20 protein-coding genes are annotated in these 22,627 nt (G+C 73.6%); 17 read left to right on the top strand and 3 right to left on the bottom strand.

The genetic code is table 11. The annotated features are described in order from the left end of the window. Positions 1 to 138: 138 nt before the first annotated feature. The gene (locus tag VYL96_RS13150) at positions 139 to 732 is read right to left on the bottom strand and encodes a type II toxin-antitoxin system RelB family anti-toxin (protein WP_063973696.1); all 594 of its coding nucleotides are present in this window, start codon (positions 730 to 732) and stop codon (positions 139 to 141) included. Positions 733 to 938: 206 nt separating this feature from the next. Between VYL96_RS13150 and VYL96_RS13145 the strand changes: the two genes are divergently transcribed. From VYL96_RS13145 to VYL96_RS13090, 12 genes are all read left to right on the top strand, one after another. Continuing rightward, positions 939 to 2,378 (top strand): amidohydrolase family protein, encoded by a 1,440-nt coding sequence (locus tag VYL96_RS13145; RefSeq protein ID WP_207913540.1) that lies wholly within the window; start codon positions 939 to 941, stop codon positions 2,376 to 2,378. After that, positions 2,375 to 3,172: an ABC transporter ATP-binding protein gene (locus VYL96_RS13140; protein WP_187701710.1), complete on the top strand. Its 798-nt coding sequence runs from the start codon at positions 2,375 to 2,377 to the stop codon at positions 3,170 to 3,172. Before VYL96_RS13145 ends, VYL96_RS13140 begins: the two co-directional genes overlap by 4 nt. Then, positions 3,172 to 4,113 (top strand): ABC transporter permease, encoded by a 942-nt coding sequence (locus VYL96_RS13135; protein WP_407935062.1) that lies wholly within the window; start codon positions 3,172 to 3,174, stop codon positions 4,111 to 4,113. The genes VYL96_RS13140 and VYL96_RS13135 overlap by 1 nt, the downstream gene beginning before the upstream one ends. Positions 4,114 to 4,262: 149 nt before the next feature. Continuing rightward, the gene (locus tag VYL96_RS13130) at positions 4,263 to 5,462 is read left to right on the top strand and encodes a substrate-binding domain-containing protein (protein WP_243699621.1); all 1,200 of its coding nucleotides are present in this window, start codon (positions 4,263 to 4,265) and stop codon (positions 5,460 to 5,462) included. Positions 5,463 to 5,508: 46 nt separating this feature from the next. After that, positions 5,509 to 6,825: an FAD-binding oxidoreductase gene (locus VYL96_RS13125; protein ID WP_131885351.1), complete on the top strand. Its 1,317-nt coding sequence runs from the start codon at positions 5,509 to 5,511 to the stop codon at positions 6,823 to 6,825. Continuing rightward, positions 6,813 to 7,661 carry a creatininase family protein gene (locus tag VYL96_RS13120; RefSeq protein WP_131885350.1) on the top strand — a complete coding sequence of 283 codons (849 nt, stop codon included), beginning with the start codon at positions 6,813 to 6,815 and terminating at the stop codon, positions 7,659 to 7,661. Before VYL96_RS13125 ends, VYL96_RS13120 begins: the two co-directional genes overlap by 13 nt. Continuing rightward, complete coding sequence (locus tag VYL96_RS13115; protein ID WP_131885349.1) at positions 7,658 to 8,311, top strand: pyridoxamine 5'-phosphate oxidase family protein; 654 nt, start codon at positions 7,658 to 7,660, stop codon at positions 8,309 to 8,311. Before VYL96_RS13120 ends, VYL96_RS13115 begins: the two co-directional genes overlap by 4 nt. A gap of 66 nt (positions 8,312 to 8,377) precedes the next feature. Then, on the top strand, positions 8,378 to 9,790 hold the full coding sequence (locus VYL96_RS13110) for an amidohydrolase family protein (protein WP_131885348.1): 1,413 nt from the start codon (positions 8,378 to 8,380) through the stop codon (positions 9,788 to 9,790). Further along, a complete protein-coding gene (locus VYL96_RS13105) occupies positions 9,787 to 11,160 on the top strand; it encodes an 8-oxoguanine deaminase (protein ID WP_131885347.1) in 1,374 nt (457 codons plus the stop codon). Before VYL96_RS13110 ends, VYL96_RS13105 begins: the two co-directional genes overlap by 4 nt. Before the next feature lie 6 nt (positions 11,161 to 11,166). Beyond that, positions 11,167 to 12,054: an FAD binding domain-containing protein gene (locus VYL96_RS13100; RefSeq protein ID WP_131885346.1), complete on the top strand. Its 888-nt coding sequence runs from the start codon at positions 11,167 to 11,169 to the stop codon at positions 12,052 to 12,054. Continuing rightward, positions 12,048 to 14,702 carry a molybdopterin-dependent oxidoreductase gene (locus tag VYL96_RS13095; protein ID WP_131885345.1) on the top strand — a complete coding sequence of 885 codons (2,655 nt, stop codon included), beginning with the start codon at positions 12,048 to 12,050 and terminating at the stop codon, positions 14,700 to 14,702. Before VYL96_RS13100 ends, VYL96_RS13095 begins: the two co-directional genes overlap by 7 nt. Positions 14,703 to 14,773: 71 nt before the next feature. Continuing rightward, positions 14,774 to 16,048, top strand: a complete 1,275-nt coding sequence (locus VYL96_RS13090) for an amidohydrolase family protein (protein WP_131885455.1) — start codon at positions 14,774 to 14,776, stop codon at positions 16,046 to 16,048. Between the two features lie 52 nt (positions 16,049 to 16,100). On the opposite strand, the gene uraH is transcribed toward VYL96_RS13090, so the two are convergent. Together uraH and VYL96_RS13080 are read right to left on the bottom strand one after the other, a co-directional pair. Further along, on the bottom strand, positions 16,101 to 16,427 hold the full coding sequence (gene uraH, locus VYL96_RS13085) for a hydroxyisourate hydrolase (RefSeq protein WP_198150722.1): 327 nt from the start codon (positions 16,425 to 16,427) through the stop codon (positions 16,101 to 16,103). Beyond that, on the bottom strand, positions 16,424 to 16,957 hold the full coding sequence (locus VYL96_RS13080) for a 2-oxo-4-hydroxy-4-carboxy-5-ureidoimidazoline decarboxylase (RefSeq protein ID WP_061914936.1): 534 nt from the start codon (positions 16,955 to 16,957) through the stop codon (positions 16,424 to 16,426). Before VYL96_RS13080 ends, uraH begins: the two co-directional genes overlap by 4 nt. Positions 16,958 to 17,073: 116 nt before the next feature. Here VYL96_RS13080 and VYL96_RS13075 point away from each other — a divergent pair, with 116 nt between their 5' ends. The 5 genes from VYL96_RS13075 to VYL96_RS13055 all read left to right on the top strand — a co-directional run bounded on the left by VYL96_RS13075 (position 17,074) and on the right by VYL96_RS13055 (position 22,624). Beyond that, complete coding sequence (locus tag VYL96_RS13075; protein ID WP_106385031.1) at positions 17,074 to 17,394, top strand: urease subunit gamma; 321 nt, start codon at positions 17,074 to 17,076, stop codon at positions 17,392 to 17,394. Continuing rightward, positions 17,391 to 18,179, top strand: a complete 789-nt coding sequence (locus VYL96_RS13070; protein ID WP_131885344.1) for a sirohydrochlorin chelatase family protein — start codon at positions 17,391 to 17,393, stop codon at positions 18,177 to 18,179. Before VYL96_RS13075 ends, VYL96_RS13070 begins: the two co-directional genes overlap by 4 nt. Before the next feature lie 59 nt (positions 18,180 to 18,238). Then, positions 18,239 to 20,407, top strand: coding sequence for an urease subunit alpha (gene ureC, locus VYL96_RS13065; RefSeq protein ID WP_131885343.1), 2,169 nt, complete (start codon positions 18,239 to 18,241; stop codon positions 20,405 to 20,407). Then, positions 20,404 to 21,249: an urease accessory protein UreF gene (locus VYL96_RS13060; RefSeq protein WP_061914946.1), complete on the top strand. Its 846-nt coding sequence runs from the start codon at positions 20,404 to 20,406 to the stop codon at positions 21,247 to 21,249. The genes ureC and VYL96_RS13060 overlap by 4 nt, the downstream gene beginning before the upstream one ends. A gap of 172 nt (positions 21,250 to 21,421) precedes the next feature. Then, positions 21,422 to 22,624 carry an MFS transporter gene (locus tag VYL96_RS13055; RefSeq protein WP_083324295.1) on the top strand — a complete coding sequence of 401 codons (1,203 nt, stop codon included), beginning with the start codon at positions 21,422 to 21,424 and terminating at the stop codon, positions 22,622 to 22,624. Positions 22,625 to 22,627 lie beyond the last annotated feature (3 nt).

Below are 22,627 nucleotides of genomic sequence, written 5' to 3'. Positions count from 1 at the left end.
GGCATGCCGCAGCCCTGCCCAAGGGTCCGACCTGGGGTGCCCTGCTCGCGGTGTGCAGGGCACCCCAGGTCGCGGCCTCGGGCGACCGGGCGACCCCGAGCGCCTGGGGTGGTGAGGCATGCGGCCGGACCGGTGCCCTCAGCCGGGCCTGGCCACGATGAGGCAGGCCTGCTCGCCCTGGGGGACATACCAGCGGTGGGGCAGGGTGCCGTCGTAACGGGCCACGTCGCCGACGTCGAGTCGGCTCGTCGCGCCGCCGACGTCGAGCAGGATGGTGCCGCGGGTGACGTAGAGCCACTCGTCGCCGGGGTGCTCGAAGAACCGGCCGGGGACGTGGTTGGTTTCGACGAACTCGAGGAACTGGGTACCGTTCGGGCCGCCGGGGAGGAGGCGGGTGTGTCCGCCGACGGTGCCTTCCGAGCGGGTGAGCACAGCCCCCTCTGTGGCGCGACGAATGTCCACGCCGCGATCGGGGGAGCCGGGGCCCGCTGCGGGGTCAGTGGTGGAGCTGACCGCTTCCAACAAGTGGGCCTGCGTGGTGCCGAGTGCGTGGGCCAAGCCCTCGAGCGTGGCCATGCTCGGGGCGGCCTTGCCCCGCTCGATCTGGCTCAGGAACGGCTGCGAGATCCCGGCTTGACCCGCTACCTCGACGAGCGTTAGTCCGAGCTGGCGGCGGTGGTGACGGATGCGCGCGCCGAGGCGTTCCTGGCCGTCGCCTCGAGCGGTGCTCATCTGTCCTCCTGGCGGTCTGGCGGTCTGGCGGGCGGTGGACGGGCGAGTCGGTTACACACCGGAACCACGAGGTAATCGCCCGGCAACACGGAACCACCAGACTCAGCGTTATTGACGAGGTCAATATCCCGCGTCCGGCTCGGAATGACAAGCGCTACTCCAGCGGCCGCCGCGGGACCGTTCGGCAGAGCAGGAGAACAGGGTCCGTGGACATACTCACCCTCCAGCGCGGGGCCGCCGCGCCTACGACCCCGGCCCCGAATCTGGCCCACACACCTGCGCCGGCGCAGTGGGCACCGGCGCGCGCCGCCGCCCCCGGTACGACGGAGCACCCGCGGCAGGTCGACCGCATCGCCGGGGTGCGACTGGTCGACGGTCGCGTGGTCGACCTGGACATCGTCGGCGACACGGTCGTGACGGTCCGCGCCCCAGGCGGCGCCGGCGATGTCGGCGGTGGCGCCGCCAGTGTCACCGGTGCCGCGGCGGCTCCAGGCCCGGCGATCATCGACGGCCGCGGCTTTCTCGCCCTCACGGCGCCGGCCGAGCCGCACGCCCACCTCGACAAGGCGCTGAGCTGGGGCACGACCCGCCCACCGGGGTGTGACCTCGGCGAAGCGATCGAGGCCTGGCGGGCGCATGCCGCGACCGTGGACACCCACGAGATCCACGCCCGTGCGCTGATCGCCGCGCGTCGCTTGGTGGCCAACGGCACCACCGCGATCCGGAGCCACGTGGACCTGCACTCCGACGGCGACCCGCTCCGCGGCGTGCACGCCCTGGTGCGGGTCCGCGAGGAGCTCGCCGAGGTGCTGGACCTACAGATCGCGGTGATGGTCCGCGACGAGGACCCCGCCGAACGCGTTCGCGCGGCGATCGCGGCGGGCGCCGACCTCATCGGCGGCGCACCCCACCTGGCGCCCGACACCGCCGCTGAAACGCATCGGCTCATCGACCTGGCCGAGGAGCTGGGCACCGGCATCGACCTCCACGTCGACGAGTTCCTCGACGGCGACCACGGCATGCTCGGCCCCTTCACCGAGCGGGTGGCCTCGTGGGAACCGGGCCGCGTCCGCTCCGCGGGGCACTGTTGCCGGATCGGTGCTCTGGACGCCGCCGGGCAGGCTAGTGCGGCCGTCGCGCTGAGCGGGGCCGGCGTCGGCGTGGTGACGCTGCCGATCACCAACCTCTACCTGCAGGGCCGCGCCGCGTGCACGTCCACTCCGCGCGGCCTGCCGCCGGTCCGCACGCTCCTCGACGGCGGGGTGACCGTGGCGGCGGGCGCCGACAACGTCCGCGACCCCTTCAACCCGGTGGGCCGCTCCGACGCCACCGAGACAGCGATGCTGCTGGTCGTGGCCGCCCACCTCGACATGGGTACCGCGTGGCACCTGGTCACCGACGGCGCCCGCGAGGTCATGGGCCTGCCGCCCGCCGGCCCCGAGGTCGGCCGCCGCGCCGACCTGCTGCTCGTCCGCGCCGGCGGGATCGACGACGTGATCGCCGACGCGCCCGCCGACCGGATCGTCCTCCGAGCAGGCCGCGTGGTGTCGGCGAGGGCGGCCCTCGTCGTCGACCCCTTCACCCCGTCCAGCGCCGCCCCGACCCCCGCGACCACCACCCCCGCCACGAGTGAGGAGACCCCATGACCACGCCCTCGGCCACCACCCGGCCCACTGCGCCGACCACATCACCACCCACCGCCTCGCCCGGCGCCGAGATCCTCGGCTTCTCCGGCGTCGGCGTGACCTACCCCAACGGCACCCGCGCGCTCGACGGCGTGGACCTGAAGATCCGCGCCGGCGAGTTCGTCAGCGTCGTGGGGCCGTCCGGCTGCGGCAAGTCCACGCTGCTGAGCCTGGCCTCCGGGCTGGCCACGCACACCGACGGCTATATGCAGACCGGGACCGACCGGATCGGCTATGTCTTCCAGGACGCGACCCTGCTGCCGTGGCGCACGGTCGCGCAGAACGTGGAGATGCTCGCCGAGCTGGACGGTGTCCCGCGCGCCGAGCGGCGCGACCGCGCGGCCGCGGCGATCGAGCTGGTGGGCCTGGCAGGGTTCGAGCAGTCGCTGCCCCGGGAGCTGTCCGGCGGCATGAAGATGCGCGTGTCGCTCGCGCGCTCGCTGACTCTGGACCCGGAGTTGTTCCTGTTCGACGAGCCGTTCGGCGCGCTGGACGAGATCACCCGGCAGCGCCTCGGCGACGAGCTGCTGGGGCTGTTCGCGGCCAAGCGGTTCGCCGGGCTCTTCATCACCCACTCGGTCGCGGAGGCGGTGTACCTGTCCACCCGCGTGGTGGTCATGTCCGGACGGCCGGGGCGCATCGTCCACTCGGTCGACGTGCCGTTCGGCCCCGCCCGCGACCCCGAGATCCGCTACACGGCGGACTACATCAACCTCGTCGGCGAGGTTTCCCAGGCACTCGAGGAGGCACACTGATGAACGGCATCACCGCCCGCGCCGCCGGGCCGACCATGAGGACCGACGGCGACGACGACGAGGTCATCACCACCGCGGTGAGCAGCGCCCCGGTCGCGGGTCCGGCCGGGGGAGCGGAGAAGTCCCCGGTGGCCCGCAGCCGGCCGTGGCTGTCGGCCGACGGCCCCGCGGTGCGCTACGGCGGGCCGCTCGCGGTTCTCGCCGCGGTGCTGGGCCTGTGGTACTTCGTGAGCTACGCGGTGCTCGAACCGTCGCGGCGGTTCCTGCTACCCGCGCCGCACGTGGTGGTCACCGACGGCCTGTTCGGGCCAAGCATCTCGGGCATGCTCGAGGCGCTCGGGCGGACCGCGACCGTCGCGCTGACGGGGCTGGCGATCGCGTTCGTGATCGGGGTGGTGTGGGCGATCGTGATGAGCCAGGAGAAGTGGGCCGAGCGCTCACTGTTCCCGTACGCGGTGGTGCTGCAGTGCATCCCGATCCTCGCGCTGGTGCCGCTCATCGGGTTCTGGTTCGGCTTCGGGTTCACCGCCCGGGTGTTCGTGTGCGTGCTCATCGCGCTGTTCCCGATCGTCTCCAACACCCTGTTCGGGCTGAAGTCCGTCGACCCGGGCCTGCGTCGGCTGTTCACGCTGCACCACGCCGGGCGACTCACGGTGCTGCGCAAGCTCGAGGCCCCCGCCGCGCTGCCGGCGCTGTTCGAGGGCCTGCGGGTGGCCGCCGGGCTGTCGGTGGTCGGCGCGATCGTCGGCGACTTCTTCTTCAAGCAGGGCGACCCGGGGATCGGCATCCTCATCGACACCTTCCGGGCGCGGCTGCAGTCGCCGGAGTTGTTCGCCTCGATCATCCTGGCGTCCCTGCTGGGCGTGGCCGTGTTCCTGTTCTTCGGCCTCCTCTCGCGCCGGGTGGTGGGGCGTTGGTACAACCCGGACTCCGATCGCTAGTCCGCTAGTCCACTAGTCGTAACCAGCCGTAACGACGCACGACCGAACCCGCAACACCGCCGAAACACGGCCGATGTTCACTCTTCGTTATTGATCACATCAATACATCTTCCGGCACCCGCCACCCGCCACCCGATCCAGGAGTTCCCATGCGACGCACCGTCACACGCACCGCCACCCCCCGTTCCACCGTCCCCCGTTCTGCCGTGTCCGTGGCCGCCCTGTGTGCCCTCGGAGCCGTCACCCTCACCGCCTGCGGTGGCTCCGAGTCCGCGGAGGCCTCCGGCTACAGCGGCGAGATCGGCGCGGTCGACCTCAGCGACGTGTGCGCCGAGAAGATCGTCGTCCAGACGGACTGGAACCCCGAGGCCGAGCACGGCCACGTCTACGAACTGCTGGGCCCCGAGCCGACCATCGACGCCGGCGCCAAGTCGGTCTCCGGACCGCTGTTCGCCTCCGGCGAGTACACCGGCGTGGACGTCGAGATCCGGGCCGGCGGCCCGGCCATCGGGTTCCAGCAGGTCACCGCGCAGATGTACCAGGATCCCGACATCATGCTCGGCTACGTGGACGCCGACCAGGCGGTCCAGAACTCGCTGAACAACCCCACCATCGGCGTCTTCGCGCCCCTCGACATCAACCCGCAGATGATCATGTGGGACCCGGAGACCTACCCGGACGTCGAGACGGTCGCCGACCTCAAGGACAAGAACACCAGGGTCCTGTACTTCGAGGGCAACGCCTACATGGACTACCTCCTCGGCGAGGGCGTCCTCGACCCCGCGCAGGTCGACGGCAGCTACGACGGCTCGCCCTCGAACTTCGTCGCCTCCGGCGGCGCCGTCGCCCAGCAGGGCTTCGCCAGCGCCGAGCCCTTCATCTACGAGAACGAAGTGCCCGAATGGGGCAAGCCGGTCGCCTACCAGCTGCTCCACGACCTCGGCTACCCGATCTACAAGTCGATGATGGCCGTCCGCAGTGCCGAGCTCGAGGACAACGCGGCGTGTCTCGAGAAGCTGGTGCCGGTGCTGCAGCAGGCCGAGGTCGAGTACTTCGAGGACCCGGCGCGCACCAACGCGGTGATCGTCGAGGCCGTCGAGCAGTTCAACACGGGCTGGGTCTACAGCGCCGAGCTCGCCGACTTCGCCGTCGAGGCCATGCTCGAGCGCGATCTGGTGGGCAACGGTCCCGACTCGACCATCGGCGACTTCGAGGAGGACCGCCTCGCCGACATGGTCGCCAAGGTCAAGGGCGTCTACGAGGCCGCGAACGTCGAGATCGCCGCGGACGTCTCGCCCGAGACCGTCGCCACCAACCGCTTCATCGACCCCGCCATCGGACTCAAGTGACCGGTCCTGAAATGACTACTGCCGCCCTACCCGAACGGAGACCCTCGTGACCGCGACAGCCACCGACGCGACCACCGATGTCGCCGGCCTGGTCGACGACCTGCTCGAGCTGCTCGGCCCCGACGCCGTCCACACTGACGACCATGCCCTGGACAGGGCCTCCAGGGACGGCTCCTACCTCAGCCCGATCCTGCGGGCACAGTGGCCGATTGGCCGCCCCGAGGTCGTGTGCCGACCGACCACCGTGGAGCAGGTGCCCGCCGTGGTCCGCGCGGCCGTCCGCCGCCGGGTGCCCATCACCTCGCGGGGCAAGGGCACCGGCAACTACGGGCAGGTCGTCCCGCTGCACGGCGGGCTCGTCCTCGACCTGACCGCGCTGCGCGGCATCGACCACGTCGACCCGGAGGCGGGCGTGGTCACCGCCGAGGCCGGCGTCCGGATGCTCACGTTGGAGAAGCGGCTGGCCGCCCAGCACGGCAGCCAGCTGTGGATGTACCCCTCGACCGTGCAGTCCACGCTGGGCGGGTTCCTGGCCGGAGGGTCGGCCGGCACCGGCACGATCGTGCACGGACGCAACCACGAGGGGTTCGTCGAGGCGCTCGACGTGGTGTTCGCCCACGAGGACGCCGAGATCGTCCACCTGGAGGGTCCCGACGCCCAGCCGTTCGTCCACACCTACGGCGTCGCGGGGATCATCGTGCGCGCCACGGTCCGGATCGAGCCACTGCAGGACTGGCGGTGCGTGTACGCGAGCTTCGCCGACCACCACGAGGCGTTCGCGGCCGTGCGGCGGGTGCACCGGGTCGAGCCGGCGCCGCGCCTGTGTTCGGCCGACGGGGCGCACGTCGCGTCCTGCCTGCCCGACGACGACGCGATCCCCGCGGGGCGGGCGAGCCTGCGGGCGATCGTCGACTCCGCCGCGGTCGAGCAGGTCGAGGCGATCGTCGTCGAGGCCGGGGGAGTGGTCGAGGCGGTCCGCAAGGGGGTCAACGAGTCGATCAAGGTCTCCACCCTGTCGTACAACCACCCCACCCACTGGCTGCAGAAGGCGGAGCCGGACACGTGGTTCCACATGGAATGCCAGGGCGACGCGCTGGTCGAGCGACTCGACGAGGTGGAGGCCGTCTACCCGGGCGGCACCCTGCACCTCGAGGCCGGCCACGGGCGGATGTTCGGGATGCTCAACGGTCACTTCACCACGGCCGAGGCGGCGTACGAGGGCGTGCCCGCGCTCGAGGCCCTCGGGGTGCGCGTGCACTCGCCGCACCAGTACCGGGTGGACCACGGCACCGAGGAGGTCCGGGCGTTGGCGGCCCGCACCGACCCGTTCGGCCTGCTCAACCCGGGCCGGTGGGACGCGTGATCGGGCTGCAGCGGCGCTACGCCGACCTCACCACCACCGAGGCCGGCCGCATCGGGGCAGGGGAACCCATCGCCGTGATCCCCGCCGGTGCGATCGAGCCCCACGGCCCGCATCTCCCGCTGGCCACCGATCTGCTCGTCGCCGAGCACGTGGCCGCCCGCGCGGTGGCCGCCGCCGGGGAGGCGGGCGTGGACGCCTGGCTGATGCCCGCGCTCGGCTACACCAAGAGCGACGAGCACGCCAACCTCACCGGGGCGCTGTGGATCAGCGGGGAGACACTGTTCAGGCAGGTCGTGGAGCTGGGGTCAGCGCTGCGGGCCAGCGGATTCGGGCGGGTGTTGTTCGTCAACTGTCACGGCGGCAACTCGGCGCTACTCGAGGTGGCGCTGCGAGAACTGCGCCGCCGCTCCGGCTTGCGGACCTTCCTCTACGCCGGCCGGGCCGAACCGGGCCCCACCGAGCTGGGAATGGGTATCCACGCCGGGTGGGCGGAGACGTCGATGATGCTCCACCTGCATCCCGAGCTGGTCGACATGTCCGCGGCCGACGCGAGGGTGCCGGACGGGATCGCCGGCTGCGAGCACATCGGGTTCACCGGCCCGGTGAAGTTCGGCTGGCTGGCCGATGACCTGTCCGACACCGGGGTGATCGGTGACCCCACCGGGGCCGACGCCGACACCGGCGTGCGGTTGGTGGCCCGGCACGTGGAGACCGTGGTCGGCGCGCTGGGCGAGATCGCCGCGTTCGACCCGGCGCGAGGCGTCACGGCCGTCGCGACCGCTACCGGGGCCGCTGCAGGGACCGCTGCCGCGACGGCCACCGGAGGTGCTCGATGACCGCCGCCGAGGCCCCCGACGTGACGCCCGACGTGACGCCCGACGTGGCGCCCGACGTGGCGCCCGTGGTCACCATGCCCGGGCCCACCGACGACCCGCTCGAGGCGATGGTCGCCTGGTTGGCGATCGACCCCGCCGACCCGCCGCTGGGCGTCCTGGCCACCGTCGGCCCCGACGGCACGCCCCACGGCCGGCACCTGCTGGTCTCCGGGGTCACGACGGAGGGGCCGACCTTCCACACGGACTCGCGGTCGCAGAAGGCGAGGGATCTGGCGGCCGACCCGCGGGCGACGCTCGTGGTGATCGCCGCGGACCGGTCCCGCCAGCTCACCGTCACCGGTATCGCCGAACCGACCGACCGGGCCGAGAAGGTGCAGAGCTATGACGCCCGCAGCGACTACCTCAAGCTCCTGGCCTGGACCAATGACGACGCCACGGCCGAGCTCGGACCGCCCGGCCGGCGCCGGGTGTGGGCGGCGGCCCTCGACCGCCTGGGCCCGTCGCCGGCGCTGCCACCCGAGACGTGGCTGGGCATGCGGATCCGCCCCGAGACGGTGACCTTCTGGGCCGCCGGGCGCGACGAGCCGTCGCACCGCCGCCGGTTCGTGTCGGACGGGCAGCGGTGGCGGGCCGTCGAACTGCCCGGCTGAGGCGCCCGCCGCAGCCCCCACCAGCCGCCCGCCCCCGCGAGCACGTACGAGAGAACGAGAGCCCCCATGATCACCTTCACCGACGCGCTGGTCCTGCCGGTGTCCGCCGACCCGGCCGCCCCCGCCTGGTTCCACGGCTGGGTCCACGTCGACGACGCGGGCGTCATCGCCGGACTCGGCCCCGGCGACCCGCCGCCCGGCCTGCCGGGGACCGTCCACGACCTGGGCGGCGCGATCTTGGCACCCGGATTCGTCTCCGCGCACAGTCACCTGTTCACCGCCGGCATGCGGGGGACCGCGCCCGACGACACGCTCTACGGGTGGGTCTCGCGGATGGGCGAGATGATGGTCGGCGCGGAGGCCGAGGACCTGTACTGGTTCACCCTCGCCGGCTGCCTGGACTTCCTACGCAACGGAGTGACCAGCGCCTACAACTTCACGCAGAGCCGGGTGGTGGCCGTGTTCGACCACGCCACCTCCACGCTGAAGGCCGAGCGGGTCCACGACGTCGACTTCCTCACCCGGCAGATCGACGCCCAGGCCGACTCCGGACTCCGCTGCGTCACCTCGACGCGGCTCGACGACGAGCAGCTCCCCGAGGACGAGTGCTTCGAGGCGTTCGCCCACGTCACCGACCACCGCCTGCGCACCGTGCCGCGGGAACTGGACCTGGGCGGGTCGGTGTTCGGGTCGGTGCAGTGGTCGTCGTCGCCGGTCACCGCCGAACGCGAGCGCCACGCCATGGCCACCCACGGCGTGGGCAACCAGGCGCACTTCGTGGAGACCGCCGAGCACCTCGAGGTGCAGCGGGCCAAGTTCGACTGGTACGACCGCGCCGGGGTGCTGGGACCGGACTTCGCGTTCGGCCACTTCGTGCACCCCACCGACCACATGGTCGACCGCGTGGCCGAGACCGACTCGGCCGTGATCTGGCAGGCCACCTCCAACGGCCGGCTCGGCTCGGGCATCGCCGACATCACCCGCTACCGCGACGCCGGGATCCGCGTCGGCATGGGCCTGGACGACCAGTCCTGCACCGACGTGTCCGACCCGTTCCAGAACATGCGGATCGGCCTGTACACCCAACGCGCCGTCCACTCCGATACCGCGGTGCTGGCCTCCCGCGAGGTCCTGCGGATGCACACCCTCGGGGCGGCGGAGGCCCTCGGCCTGTCCGGCAGGATCGGCAGCGTGGAGGTCGGGAAGTGCGCGGACCTCGTCGTCGTCGACCCCACCAGGCCCGCCACCGGCCCGATCTGGGACCCGGTCGCCACGTACGTCCTGGCCTGCTCGCTGCGCAATCTCACCCACGTCTACGTGGGCGGGCGACTGGTCGCCGAGGGCGCGCGCAGCCTGCACCCGCTGGCCGACGAGGCCGACGCGCAGCTCACCGAACGCATGATCCGCTCGGCGCGGGTGCGGGGGTTCACGCCGGCCTTTACCCCGGGCCTGGTCGAAAAAGGTCTGGTGCGGTCATGACCACCGTGCTCATCGAGAACTGCGCGGTCGTCACCATGGACGGTCCCGGCACCGCAGGCGCCGAGTACGCGAACGGGCACGTGCTGCTCGAGGGCGCGCGGATCGTCGCGGTGGGTGAGGGCCCGTGCGACCCGGCGCTGGTACCGGCCGACGTCGAGCGGGTCGACGGGACGGGCTGCGTGGCGACGCCCGGCCTGGTCAACACCCATCATCACCTCTATCAATGGCTCACCCGCGGCCTGGCGGCGGACTCGACGCTGTTCGAGTGGCTGACCACGCTCTACCCGGTATGGGCCGGCATCACGGCCGACGACGTGCGCACCGCGGCGCTCGGCGGACTCGCGCAGCTCGCGTTGGGCGGGTGCACCACGACCACGGACCACCACTACGTCGTGCCGGCCGACGCCGGGGACGTGTTCGCCGCCGAGATCTCCGCCGCCGCCGAGGTGGGTCTTCGCTTCCACCCCACCCGTGGCTCGATGGACCTCGGTCGCAGCGACGGTGGCCTGCCCCCGGACTCGGTGGTCGAGAGCACCGACGCGATCCTCGCCGGCACCGCCGACGTCATCGACCGGTTCCACGACGCCTCGCCGGAGTCCATGTGCCGGATCGCCGTGGCGCCCTGTTCGCCGTTCTCGGTGACCGGCGACCTGCTGCGCACCAGCGCGGACCTCGCCCGCGAGAAGGGCGTTCGGCTGCACACCCATCTGGCCGAGACCGACGACGAAGAGGTGTTCTGCCGCGAGCGCTTCGGCAGTACGCCCATGGAGTACATGGAGTCCGTGGGGTGGGTGGGTCCCGACGTGTGGTTCGCGCACACCGTGCACCTCGACGACGCCGCGATCGCCGCGATGGCCGCGGGCGGGATGGGCGCCGCACACTGTCCGGTCTCCAACGGCCGCCTGGGCGCCGGGATCGCGCGGGTGCCGGACATGCTGGCGGCCGGGATCCCGGTCGGGCTCGGGGTGGACGGCGCGGCGAGCAACGAGTCGAGCGTGCTGTGGGAGGAGATGCACACGTCGCTGCTGCTGGCCCGCGCCACCGGCGGCCCGCGGGCGATGGACGTGCGCACGGCGCTTCGGATGGCGACCGTCGGCGGGGCCACCGTGCTCGGTCGCGCCGACGAGATCGGGCGGCTCGCCCCCGGCTACCTGGCCGACGTCGCGCTGTGGCGCCTCGACACCCCGGCGCTGGCGGGGATCGACGATCCCGTCGTCGCGCTGGTCCTGGGATCGCGGCCGCCGCTGCGCGGGGTGTGGGTCCAGGGCCGCCGGGTGGTGGCCGACGACCGCGTGGTCACCGTGGACGCCGACGGGGTGGCCCGCGACGTGGTGGCCGCGCGGCGCCGCCTGCTGGCCCGGGCGGGGTGAGCGGCGATGGACCTGGTCAGCGTCACCGAACTGCACCGCCCCGCCTCCCGCGCCGACGCCCACGCCGCCCTGCTCGCCGGCGCCAGGGCACTGGCCGGCGGCACCGCCCTGCACGGGGAGGCGCACCTGCACCCCGCCGGCGCGGCCGCCCCACCGGGCGAGGCGACCCCGCCGCTGACCGCGCTCGTGGATCTGCTCGACCTGCGGTGGCCCGACGTCGAACCGCTGCCCGACGGCGGGCTGCGGGTGGCCGCGACCGCGACCCTGCGGACCGTGCTCGACCACCCGCTCACCGCACCCCTGCGCCCCTTCCTCCACGACGCGTTCTCCTGCCTGCTCGCCTCGTGGAAGATCTGGGGGCGCGCCACGTGGGGCGGCAACCTCTGCGCGGCGCTGCCCGCCGGTGCCGGCACCGCGGCCGCGTGCACCCTCGGCGCGACCGCCGAGATCTGGACCCCCGACGGCGACACCCGCACCGTGCCCGCCGCGCAGTTCGTGCTGGCGCCGGGCCTGACCTGCCTCGCCCCGGGCGAGATCCTGCGGGCCCTGCTCATCCCCGCCTCGGCCACCCGCGCCCGCTACGCGGTGCGCCGCCACTCGCTGGTACCCAGCGGCCGCTCGGGCTCGGTGGTCACCGGGCGACTGGACCCGGCCGGCCGCTGCACCCTCGTCGTGACCGCCGCCGTCCCGGCGCCGCAGGTGCTCACCTGGGACCGGCCCCCGATGGCCGACGCGGCCGCGGCCGCCGTCCGCGGACTGCCCCTGTGGCACGACGACCCCCAGGGCCATCCGAGCTGGCGGCGACACGTGGCGGGGATCGCGGCCCTCGCCGTCGTCGCCGATCTGACCACCGACCCGACCGCCGACACCACCCACCTGGAGGCATCATGCTGATCACCGTCGACGGTAGCGCGCTGGACGCCGACCCCCGCCCCGGGCAGTGCCTGCGCACGCTGCTGCGCGAGTCCGGCGTCCACGCGGTGAAGAAGGGCTGCGACACCGGCGACTGCGGCGCGTGCACCGTGCTGGTCGACGGCGTGCCCACCCACTCCTGCGTCCTGCCCGCGCACCGGGCCGAGAACGCCGACGTCCGCACCGCGGCCGGGGTCCCCGACGCCGTGCCGGCCGCGTTCGCGCGCGCGGCCGGGTTCCAGTGCGGGTACTGCACGCCCGGGATGGTCACCACCGTCACCGGTCTCGGCCACGCCCCGTGCGCCCGCGACGGCGGACCGACGCAGCGGAACGCCGCGATGAAGGGCAACCTGTGCCGCTGCACGGGCTACCGGGCGATCTCCGACGCCCTCGACGGGGTGAGCAACACGTGCGCGGCCGGGCGGATCGGCAGCCCGGTCGCGGCGCCGGCCACCGAGCGCGTGGTTCGCGGCGCCGAGCCGTACACGCTGGACACCGACACCACCGGGTGCGCGCATCTGGCTGTGCTGCGGTCACCGCACGCCCACGCGCGGATCGTGACGATCGACGCCTCCCGGGCGCTCGCGCTGGACGGCGTGGTGGCGGTGCTGACGCATCGCGACGACCCCGGCGTCCTGTTCTCCACCGCCCGCCACCAGCGACGCACCGACGACCCCGACGACACCCGCGTCCTCGACCGGATCGTGCGCTACCACGGCCAGCGCGTGGCGGCCGTGGTCGCGGAGACCGCCGCGCTGGCGCGCCGGGCGTGCGAGCTCCTCGAGGTGCGGTACGAGGTGTTGCCGTCGGTGCTGGACCCCGAGGCCGCGCGCGTTCCCGGCGCTCCGGCCATCCACGGCGACAAGGACCGCGGCGACCGGGGGCGGGCGGCGCGGATCGCCGACCCGTCCCGCAACGTGGTGGCGCGGTGGCGCGGTCACGTGGGGAACGTGGACGCCGGGGTGCGGCGCGCGGCGCACGTGGTGTCCGGGACGTGGCGGACCTCGCGCGTCCAGCACACGCACCTGGAGACGCACGCGGCGGTCGTGCGGCGCGTCGACGGCGGGCCGCGGGTGGGTGGCACGCTGGACGTGCGCTCGTCGACGCAGGTGCCGTTCCTCGTCCGAGACGAGTTGGCGTGGATCTTCGGCCTCGACCGCGAGGACCTGCGCGTCCACGCCGCCCGCGTGGGCGGGGGGTTCGGCGCCAAGCAGGAGATGATCGTCGAGGACCTCGCCGTGCTGGCCGCCCTGCGCACGGGGCGTGACGTGGTGTGGGAGTACTCGCGCGCCGAGCAGTTCACCTCGGCGACCGTGCGGCACCCGTACCGCACGACCGTCACCGTCGCCTGCGACGACGACGGGCGGCTCACCGCCCTCGACCTGGACGTGCTGTCCGACGCCGGGGCCTACGGGGGGCACTCGGCGGGCGTGATGTTCCACTCCATCACCGAGTCCGTGGAGCTGTACCGCTGCCCGGCCAAGCGGGTCACCGCCGAGGCCGTGTACACGACCACCGTGCCGTCGGGGGCGTTCCGCGGGTACGGGCTGGGGGAGGTGGGGTTCGCGCTCGAGAGCGCGCTGGACGAGCTCGCCGACGCCGTGGGTCTGGACCCCGTGGAGCTGCGGCGGCGCAACGTGGTGCGCCCGGGTGAGGCGTTGGTGAGTTCGGGGGGCGACGACGACGAGCTCGATCTCTCCTCCTACGGCCTCGACCACTGCCTCGACCTGGTCTCAGGGGCCCTGGCCTCCGGACGCGGCGAGGCGGCCCCGGACGGCTGGGCCGAGGGGGCCGGCGTCGCGCTGTGCATGATCGCCACCAACCCGCCCGGGGGCCACCACGGGTCTGCGCGCGTGGAGATCGACGCCGACGGCACCGTCCACGCCTACGTCGGCACGGCCGAGTTCGGCAACGGCACCGCCACCGTGCACACGCAGATCGTGGCCGAGGTGCTGGGCGTGCCGTCCGACGAGGTGGTCCTGCACGCCGCCGACACCGCGCTGCTCACCCACGACACCGGGGCGTTCGGCTCGGCCGGCACCGTGGTGGGCGGGCGCGCGCTGCACCGGGCGGCGACCCGCGTGGCCGAGCAGTTGCGCGCCGGCGCGCACCTGCCGGTCTCCGCCGAGGGCTCGGCCGACGGGCTGGCGCGGCAGGCCGCGTTCACCGTGCAGGGGGTGCGCGTGGCCGTCTGTCCCGACACCGGGACGGTGAAGGTCCTGCACAGCGTCCACGCCGTCGACGCGGGGCGGGTCCTCAACCCGCAGCAGCTGCGGGGACAGGTCGAGGGCGGCGTCGCGCAGGCGCTGGGCGCGGCGTTGTACGAGCAGGTCATGCTCGACGAGTCCGGCGCGGTCGCCAACGGGACCCTGCGGCACTACCACCCGCCGCGGATGGGCGACGTGCCGCGCACCGAGGTGTTCTTCGCCGACACCGTCGAGTCCCGGGGCGTGCTGGGCGCCAAATCGATGTCCGAGGCGCCGTACTGCCCGGTCGCGGCCGCGGTGGGGATCGCGGTGCGGCGGGCCACCGGCGTGCGCCAGGACCTCATCCCGCTGACGCCCGACCAGGTGTGGATGCGGTCGTTCGCACCGGTCGGGTCCCCCGAGACGGCCGGGGTCAGCGCGTGAGCGCCCGCGTTCTCCGGGTGACCGGGGCGTCGGCCGTGTGGTCCCCGGACCGCGCCGGCATCGATCCCGTGATGACCGAGTGCGTGGACGGGCGGGTCGCGGGCCCCGGCCCCGACGGCTCGGCTGCGGCCGTCCCCGCCGACGGCTCTGTCGAGACCCTCGACGCCGCCGGCGGCGTGGTCACCCCGGGCCTGGTCAACGCCCACCATCACCTGCTGCAGAGCGCGTTCCGCACCCTGCCCGGTACGCGCGGCGTGGAGATGGCGGTGTGGCTGGCCCGGATGCGCGAGGCCTATGTGGCGGCGCGGGTCGACCCGGAGCTGGTCGAGGCGGCCGCCCGCGTGGCGCTGGCCGAGTCGCTGCTGTGCGGCGTCACCACCGTGGCCGACCACCACCTCACGTGGCCGGCCGGCGCCGACCCGGTGCGCATCGCGGGGGCCGCGTTCGCCGGGGCGAAGGCGCTCGGCGCTCGGGTGGCTTTCGTCCGCGGCACCGCCGGAGACGATCCGGACGCGGCCGCCGCGTCGGTGGAGGCGATCCACGCCGCGCACCTGCCCGGCGCGACCGGCGGGGTCACCGGCGACGGGATGCGGCAGCTCGCCGTGGGCCCGTCGGGTGTGCACGCGGACGGCCCCGAGACGTTCGCCGCCCTGGGCGAGGTCGCGGGCGGGCTCGGTCTGCGGCGGCGCACCCAGGCCAACGAGCAGGTCGATGTGGCCCGCGCGGCCGAGGAGTACGGGCGCCGACCGATCGAGCTGCTCGAGGAGTGGGGCTGGCTCGCCCCCGACGTGACGCTCGCGCACCTGTGCGACATCACCGGGTCCGAAGTCGAGCTCCTGCGTCGAAGCGGCATCACGGCGACCCACGCCCCGGCCTGCGACCTACCGATGGGCTGGGGTGTCGCGCCCGTGGCCCGGCTGCTCGACGCCGGCGTGACCGTAGGACTGGGGACCTCGGGCGGCGGGAGCAACGACGCCGGCCACCTGCTCGCCGACGCCCGCCTGGCGATGCAGGTCGCGCCGCTCGCCGGGCGGCCCCTCGACGCCCTCGAGGTGCTGACGATGGCCACCGCCGGCGGCGCCGACGGACTCGGCCGTCCCGAACTCGGTCGGCTCACGCCGGGGGCGGCCGCGGACCTCGTCGTGTGGGACGTCTCAGGGGTCGCCGACGCCGGCGTGGCCGATCCGGTCCGGGGCCTGCTGTGGGCCGCCCCGGGGCGCCGACCCCGGCACGTGGTGGTCGGCGGCCGCGTGGTGGTGCGGGACTTCGAACTGGTCGCCGCCGACGAGCGCGAGCTCGCCGGCGGCCTGCGAAGGGAATGCGGGCGGCGTGGGATCGGCCGTTGACCTGCGCCGCTGACCTGCGGTGCCCTGCCGGGCCCGTTCAGGGCACCGCAGGTCAGGAGCCGCGGTAGGTGCTGTAGCCGAACGGCGACAGGATCAGCGGCACGTGATGGTGCGCGGCCGGGTCCGTCACCTCGAAACACACCACGGCCTCGGGGTAGAAGCCGCTGACCCCGGCGGCTCGGTGGTACGCGCCGGTGTCGAAGTGCAGGCGGTACACACCGGCGGCGAGTGCGACCGCGGCCAGGTCGGGGCCGCGGCCGTCGGAGTCGGTGACCCCGGAGGCCAGGTCGGCCCCGCCCGAGTCGCTGAGTCGGTAGTGCAGGCCGACCGCCGGGGTGCCGGCGGCGGTGTCCAGGACATGGGTGCTGAGAGACATCAGAGGGAGCCCTCCTCGAGGAGGCGGTCCAGGCGGAGTGTGTTGATGCGGGCCAGGTGCTCGCGGGTGGCCGCGAGGTCCTGTTCCGGGGACATCGCCAGCCGTCGATCGAGCTCGGTGAGGACCTGCTCGGCGCTCAGTCCGGTCGCACAGATCAGAAATCCGTACCCGAACCGCTCGGCGTAGCGTTGCTGCCCCTCGGCCAGCCGACGGCTCGTGTCGGCGTCCGCCCCGGAGGCTCCGCTCTGTTCTCTGGCCGACGCCTCGCTCACCGGCCCGCGTGCGCCGATCGGCGGGTGCGCATCGACGGCGGCGAGGACCTCTGCGTCACTCTGCGCGGCGAGCACGCGCCGCGCAGCGGCGTGCAGCGCGTCCCGCGAGCCGTACGGCCGGCCCCTCACCATCGCCCGCGCCCAGGCTCCCGAGCCGGAGAGCCCGGTGAGGACGGGCAGCAGGTCGTCCGCGGGCACGGAGTCGAGTTCGCGCAGCGCGGGGTCGTCGTTCGCCGTCGGGGCGGCAGAAGTCTGGGGCATGGGCTCATCGTGGCAGCCGCGACGGCCCCGATCGAGGCGGACGCGCAGGGCGTAACACAGCCGACACACGACCCCACTAGCGTTCTGACCGGTCGACGCGAACGAGAGGACCACGAATGAAGCTCACCCCGCGCGAACTGGACAAGCTCACCCTGTTCACCGCGGCCGAGGTCGCGCGTCGCAGACTCGACCGCGGGGTGCTTCTCAACGTCCCCGAGGCCACCGCGCTCATCTCGTGGGAGATCGTCGAGCACGCCCGCGACGGCCGCACGGTCGCCGAGTGCATGAACCTCGGCCGGCATGTCCTCGACGCGGGCCAGGTCATGGACGGCGTGATCGAGCGCCTGGCGATGATCCAGGTGGAGGCGACCTTCCCGGACGGGACCAAGCTCGTGACGGTGCACGATCCCATCGGGCCGGTGGAGCAGAGCGCGTGACCGGCCACGCACACGGGCACACCGACCCGGCCACCGCCCGGATCGTCGCGGCCCTGGGGCCGGAGTCCGAGGGGATGCCTGACCTCGGCATCCCGGCGGCGCGACCCGGCCGCGATCTCGCCGACGTGGTGACGGGCCTGGCTCACACGCCGGCGGGGGAGGGTGGCGTTGTCGTCGTCGTCCCCATGACGTTCGGCCGCGCGCCCACGGTGATCGCCGACGCGGCGCGCACCCTCCGCGACGTCCGGGGCCGCCTGCCGGGTGGCGCGCGGGTCGCGCTGGCCGCGCCGTTCGGCGACGCGACCATGCTGGTCAGCCGCCTGCGCGCGGTGATCCGGCGACACGGCGCGGTGTGCTCGGCGCTCGTGGTGAGCCGCGCGATCGACCCGTTCGCCGACGCCGAGCTCTACCGCGTCGCCCGGCTCGCACGGCAGTACGGGCGGCCCGGCCTGGTCGAGGTGGCGTTCCACGGCGGCGACGAGCCCGACCCCGACCTCGGCGAGGGGCTCGAACGCGTCCGCACGCTCGGCGGCGGGCGGCCCGCGCTGGTCTCGGCGACGCTCGCGCCCGCGCCGGTCACCGGCCTCGACCTGCCCGGGGAGGGCGTCCCCCTGTTCGGCGCGGCGCCGATCCGCAGCGTGCTCGACACGCGCGTCGCCGATGCGGTGCACCGGCTCGACCACGGCGACGACGGCATCGACGCCGCCCACGATGCCGAGGACGGCCACGGCTACGCGCACTCGCACGTCGCCGCCGACGGCACCGTCTACACGCACGCGCACTGACTTGCACCAGCACTGACCCCCACCCGCACTGACCCCTGAACGAGAACCCGAGGAGCCCCATGTCCGGATCGGTGCACTACCTCTACGGCAGTGGAGACATCACGCTCGGCGCCGGCCGCGGCACGATCGAGGTGCGCGTGACCAACACCGGCGACCGCGCCGTGCAGGTCGGATCGCACTACCACTTCTTCGAGGCCAACCGGGAGCTGCGCTTCGACCGGCGCGCGGCGTACGGGCGGCACCTGGCGATCGGCGCGGGGCTGGCTGTGCGGTTCGAGCCCGGCCAGACGCGGACGGTGCGGCTCGTGGACTTCGCCGGCGCGCGCGTCTGTCACGGCTTCTCCGGCCTGGTCGACGGCCCGCTCGACGACCCCGGCGTGCGGCAGCGGGCGCTCGAGAGAATGCGCGAGCGGGGATTTCTCAGTGAGGTCGACGACGACGAGGTGAGCCCGCCGCCCGACGGTGTGCCCGTCGCCGAGGGCACGCCGGCCGTGCTCCCGCGCGCCACCTACACGGACATCTACGGACCCACGGTCGGTGACCGACTTCGCCTGGCGGACACGGCGTTGACGATCGAGATCACGACCGACCACAACGCGGTGACCACCGACGGCTCCCCGGGGTACGGCGACGAGGCCGTGTACGGCGGCGGCAAGGCGATCCGCGACGGCATGGCGCAGGACCCGGCCGGCACGCGGGCCTCGGGGGCGCTGGACCTGGTCATCACGGGCGCGACCATCGTCGACGCGGTGCTGGGCGTGGTCAAGGGCGACATCGGCGTGCGCGACGGCCGGATCGTCGCCGTGGGCAAGGCCGGCAACCCGCACCTGCAGGACGGGGTGCATCCCGAGCTGGTGATCGGCCCCGGCACCGAGGTCGTCGCTGGCGAGCACAAGATCGTCACCGCCGGCGGCGTGGACACCCACATCCACTACATCGCCCCGCAGCAGGTCGACGAGGCGCTGAGCAACGGCGTGACCACGTTGTTCGGCGGCGGCACCGGCCCGGCGGAGGGCACCAAGGGCACGACGTGCACGCCGGGCGCGTGGAACATCGGGCGGATGCTGCAGGCCGCCGACGGGCTGCCGGTGAACATCGGGATCCTGGGCAAGGGCAACACGTCTCAGCCGGAGTCGGCGGTCGAGCAGATCGTGGCCGGCGCGGCGGGGCTGAAGATCCACGAGGACTGGGGCACCACGCCCGCGGCGATCCGCTGCGTGCAGGAGGTGGCGGACCAGTATGACGTGCAGGTCGCGATCCACACCGACACCCTCAACGAGTCCGGGTTCTACGAAGACACGCGCGCGGCGTTCGGCGACTCCACCATCCACACCTTCCACTCGGAGGGCGCCGGCGGCGGCCACGCGCCCGACATCCTGCGCGTGTGCGGCGAGCCCAACGTCCTGCCCGCCTCGACCAATCCCACCCTGCCGTACACCGTGAACTCGGTGGACGAGCTGCTCGACATGGTGATGGTGTGCCATCACCTGTCGCACGACATCCCCGAGGACGTGAGCTTCGCCGACTCCCGGGTGCGCGCCGAGACGATCGCCGCCGAGACCGTGCTGCACGACGAGGGCATCATCTCGATCTTCTCCTCGGACTCGCAGGCCATGGGCCGCATCGGCGAGTCGTGGCAGCGGGCGTTCCAGACCGCGCACCACTGCCGCGTCGAGCGGGGGCCGCTGCCGGAGGACAGCGAGGCCAATGACAACGAGCGCGTCCTGCGCTACGTCGCCAAGATGACCATCAACCCCGCGATCGCCGCCGGCATCGCCGACCACCTGGGCTCGATCGAGCCGGGCAAGCTCGCGGACCTGGTGGTGTGGCCGGTCGAGTCGTTCGCGGCCAAGCCGTCGTTGGTCATCAAGGGCGGGATGATCGTGTGGGCGCCGATGGGCGATCCCAACGCCTCGCTGCCCACGCCGCAGCCGGTGATCTACCGCCCGATGTTCGGCGCGTACGGCGGGGCGCTGCAGTCCACGCGCGTGACGTTCCTGTCGGCCGCCGCGATCGAGGCGGGCGTGCCCGAGCAGCTGGGCCTGACCTCGCCGTGCCTGCCGGTGCGCGGCTGCCGCGGGATCGGCAAGAAGGACATGGTCCGCAACGACCGCTGCCCGACCATCGAGGTGGACCCCGAGACCTACGTGGTCACCGTCGACGGCGAGCCCGCCACCATCGCCCCCGCCACGACGCTGCCGTTGGCCCAGCTCCACTACCTGGCGTGAGTACCGACGACGACGAGGGCCGCCGCCCTGCGAGCCGTGAGCAGGGCACGGGTCGCGCGGGTCTGTCGACGTTGCTGTTGGCCCTGCAGTTCACGGACTCGTCGTTCCCCTCGGGCATGTACACGCTCTCGCACGGGCTGGAGGGGTTGCGCGAGGCGGGTGCTGTCGGGCCCGCCGGGCCGCTGTCCGTGGCCGACGCCGTGCACGGGATCCTGCGCCACTCCGCCGGACCCGCCGAGGCGACCGCGCTGGCCCTCGCGTGGGCGGCGACGCGGGAGCACAGCGGGCCGGCTCCTGCGTCCGGCACTCCAGGCGCGCCCGGCGCCCCCGACGCTCCCGCGCCCCCCGGCCCCGGCCCCGACCCTTCCCCGCTGCTGGCCGCCCTGACCTGCATCGACCAGCGGCTCCACGCCACCCGGTTGACCCGCGAGTTCCGCGACGGCGCCACCCGCACGGGCACGCAGGTGCTCGACCTGGCCGCCGAACTGCTCGACGACCCGGTGGTCTCGGCGTGGAACGACCACGTCCGGGCCCGCCGGTCGCCGGGATCGCAGTCGGTGGTCATGGGCGTCGTGTACGCCCGCGGCGGGCTGAGCCAGCGCGAGGCCGTGGCCGCAGACCTCACCGCCCTGGTGATCAGCCTCTCGGGCGCCGCGCTGCGGCTGCGCCTGGCTGATCACCGCAGTGCGCAGGCCCTCGTCCGCGGCGCGGCCCCGGTGATCGCCGAGGTCACCGACGCCGCCGTGGGCCGCACGCTCGAAGAGCTGGGCGGGTTCGCGCCCGTGCTGGACCTGGCGTCGTGCCACCACGAGCGGGCCGAGGCGCGGCTGTTCGCGTCCTGACCACAGCGGCCGCCCCGTCGCGCCTCCGGCCGCACCGGCTCTGACCTGCGGTGCCCTGAGCGGTCCCTGCAGGGCGGCCCAGGTCACGATGATCCGCTGAGCGGGCCACCCGGCGGCGTGACGAGGGCGAGGGCCTACGCTGGCCCGCGTTCGCGACGAACCGGGAGGGCCTGTGAACGAGGACGCGGCTGGCTTCGGCGTGGGCCTGCATCTGGGGACCCCGCCGTACCGCCGGCTGCTGGCGGCGCTGTTCTTCATCGGTGTCGCGACGTTCGCCCAGCTCTACTCGCCGCAGGGGCTGCTTCCGCTGATCGCGGACGACCTCCACGTCAGCCCCGACCGGGCCGCGCTCATGATCTCCGCCGCGACCCTCGGGGTGGCGTTGGGCGTGATCCCGTGGTCGTATGTCGGCGACGCGGTGGGCCGCAAGCAGGCGATGCTCACCGCGATCGCCCTGGCCTGCCTCTGCGCCGCGCTGATCACGGTCATGCCCGGGTTCTGGTGGATGCTCGCCCTGCGGTTCGTCGAGGGCCTCATGCTGGGCGGCGTGCCCGCCCTGGCCGTGGCGTACCTCAGCGAGGAGGTCAGCCCGAAGGTCGCCGCGATCGCTGCGGGTACATACGTGTCCGGCACGACCGTCGGCGGCCTCGCCGGGCGGATCATCGCGGCGCCCGTCGGCCAGGCGGTCGGCTGGGAACTCGGGATGCTCACGGTCACGGGCCTCGCGATGATCTGCGTGCTCGTCTTCCTGCGCACCGCTCCGCGCGCCCAGAACTTCACCCCGCGCGTGACCCGGCTGCGGGAGGCGATGGCCGCGCTGTTGGGCAACCTGCGGTCGCCGACGTTGTGGGTGATCTACCTGCAGGGCTGCCTCACCATGGGCGGGTTCGTGGCCGTGTACAACTTCCTCGGTTTCCGCCTGGCGGACCCGCCGTTCTCGCTGCCCATCTGGCTGGTGTCCTTCATCTTCCTGGCCTACCTCGCTGGGACCGTCTCGGCGCCCCGGGCCGGAGTGCTGGCCTCCCGCTTCGGCCGCAAGCCGGTGCTTATCGCGGGGAATCTCACCATGATGGCCGGCACGGCGCTCACCCTGGTCGTCGATCTGTGGGCGATCGTCGCCGGCACGGTGATCCTCACGGTGGGGTTCTTCGCCGCGCACGCCGTGGCCTCGGGCTGGGCGGGGTCGGCGGCGGTGGCGGGGCGCTCCCAGTCCTCGTCGCTGTACAACCTGGGCTACTACGGCGGTTCGTCGCTGTTCGGGTTCGTGGGCGGGATATTTCTGCAGCTGGCGGGATGGCCGGGAACCGTCGCGATGGTGCTGGGCCTGGGCATCGCCGCGACCCTGCTGGCCGCGCTGGTCCTGCCGAGGAACTAGAGC

Origin of the sequence: Dietzia maris, assembly GCF_036287335.1 — a bacterium.
In the GTDB taxonomy this organism is placed as follows: Bacteria; Actinomycetota; Actinomycetes; order Mycobacteriales; family Mycobacteriaceae; genus Dietzia; species Dietzia cinnamea.
This window is presented reverse-complemented; position numbering and strand designations above follow the sequence as displayed.

Coding starts and splice junctions, on each gene's coding strand:
- VYL96_RS13130 (WP_243699621.1), top strand. CDS start 4,263: ATGCGACGCACCGTCACACGCACCGCCACCCCCCGTTCCACCGTCCCC.
- VYL96_RS13075 (WP_106385031.1), top strand. CDS start 17,074: ATGAAGCTCACCCCGCGCGAACTGGACAAGCTCACCCTGTTCACCGCG.
- VYL96_RS13140 (WP_187701710.1), top strand. CDS start 2,375: ATGACCACGCCCTCGGCCACCACCCGGCCCACTGCGCCGACCACATCA.
- VYL96_RS13115 (WP_131885349.1), top strand. CDS start 7,658: ATGACCGCCGCCGAGGCCCCCGACGTGACGCCCGACGTGACGCCCGAC.
- VYL96_RS13100 (WP_131885346.1), top strand. CDS start 11,167: ATGGACCTGGTCAGCGTCACCGAACTGCACCGCCCCGCCTCCCGCGCC.
- VYL96_RS13110 (WP_131885348.1), top strand. CDS start 8,378: ATGATCACCTTCACCGACGCGCTGGTCCTGCCGGTGTCCGCCGACCCG.
- ureC (WP_131885343.1), top strand. CDS start 18,239: ATGTCCGGATCGGTGCACTACCTCTACGGCAGTGGAGACATCACGCTC.
- VYL96_RS13095 (WP_131885345.1), top strand. CDS start 12,048: ATGCTGATCACCGTCGACGGTAGCGCGCTGGACGCCGACCCCCGCCCC.
- VYL96_RS13150 (WP_063973696.1), bottom strand. CDS start 732: ATGAGCACCGCTCGAGGCGACGGCCAGGAACGCCTCGGCGCGCGCATC.
- VYL96_RS13080 (WP_061914936.1), bottom strand. CDS start 16,957: ATGCCCCAGACTTCTGCCGCCCCGACGGCGAACGACGACCCCGCGCTG.
- VYL96_RS13135 (WP_407935062.1), top strand. CDS start 3,172: ATGAACGGCATCACCGCCCGCGCCGCCGGGCCGACCATGAGGACCGAC.
- VYL96_RS13090 (WP_131885455.1), top strand. CDS start 14,774: ATGACCGAGTGCGTGGACGGGCGGGTCGCGGGCCCCGGCCCCGACGGC.
- VYL96_RS13105 (WP_131885347.1), top strand. CDS start 9,787: ATGACCACCGTGCTCATCGAGAACTGCGCGGTCGTCACCATGGACGGT.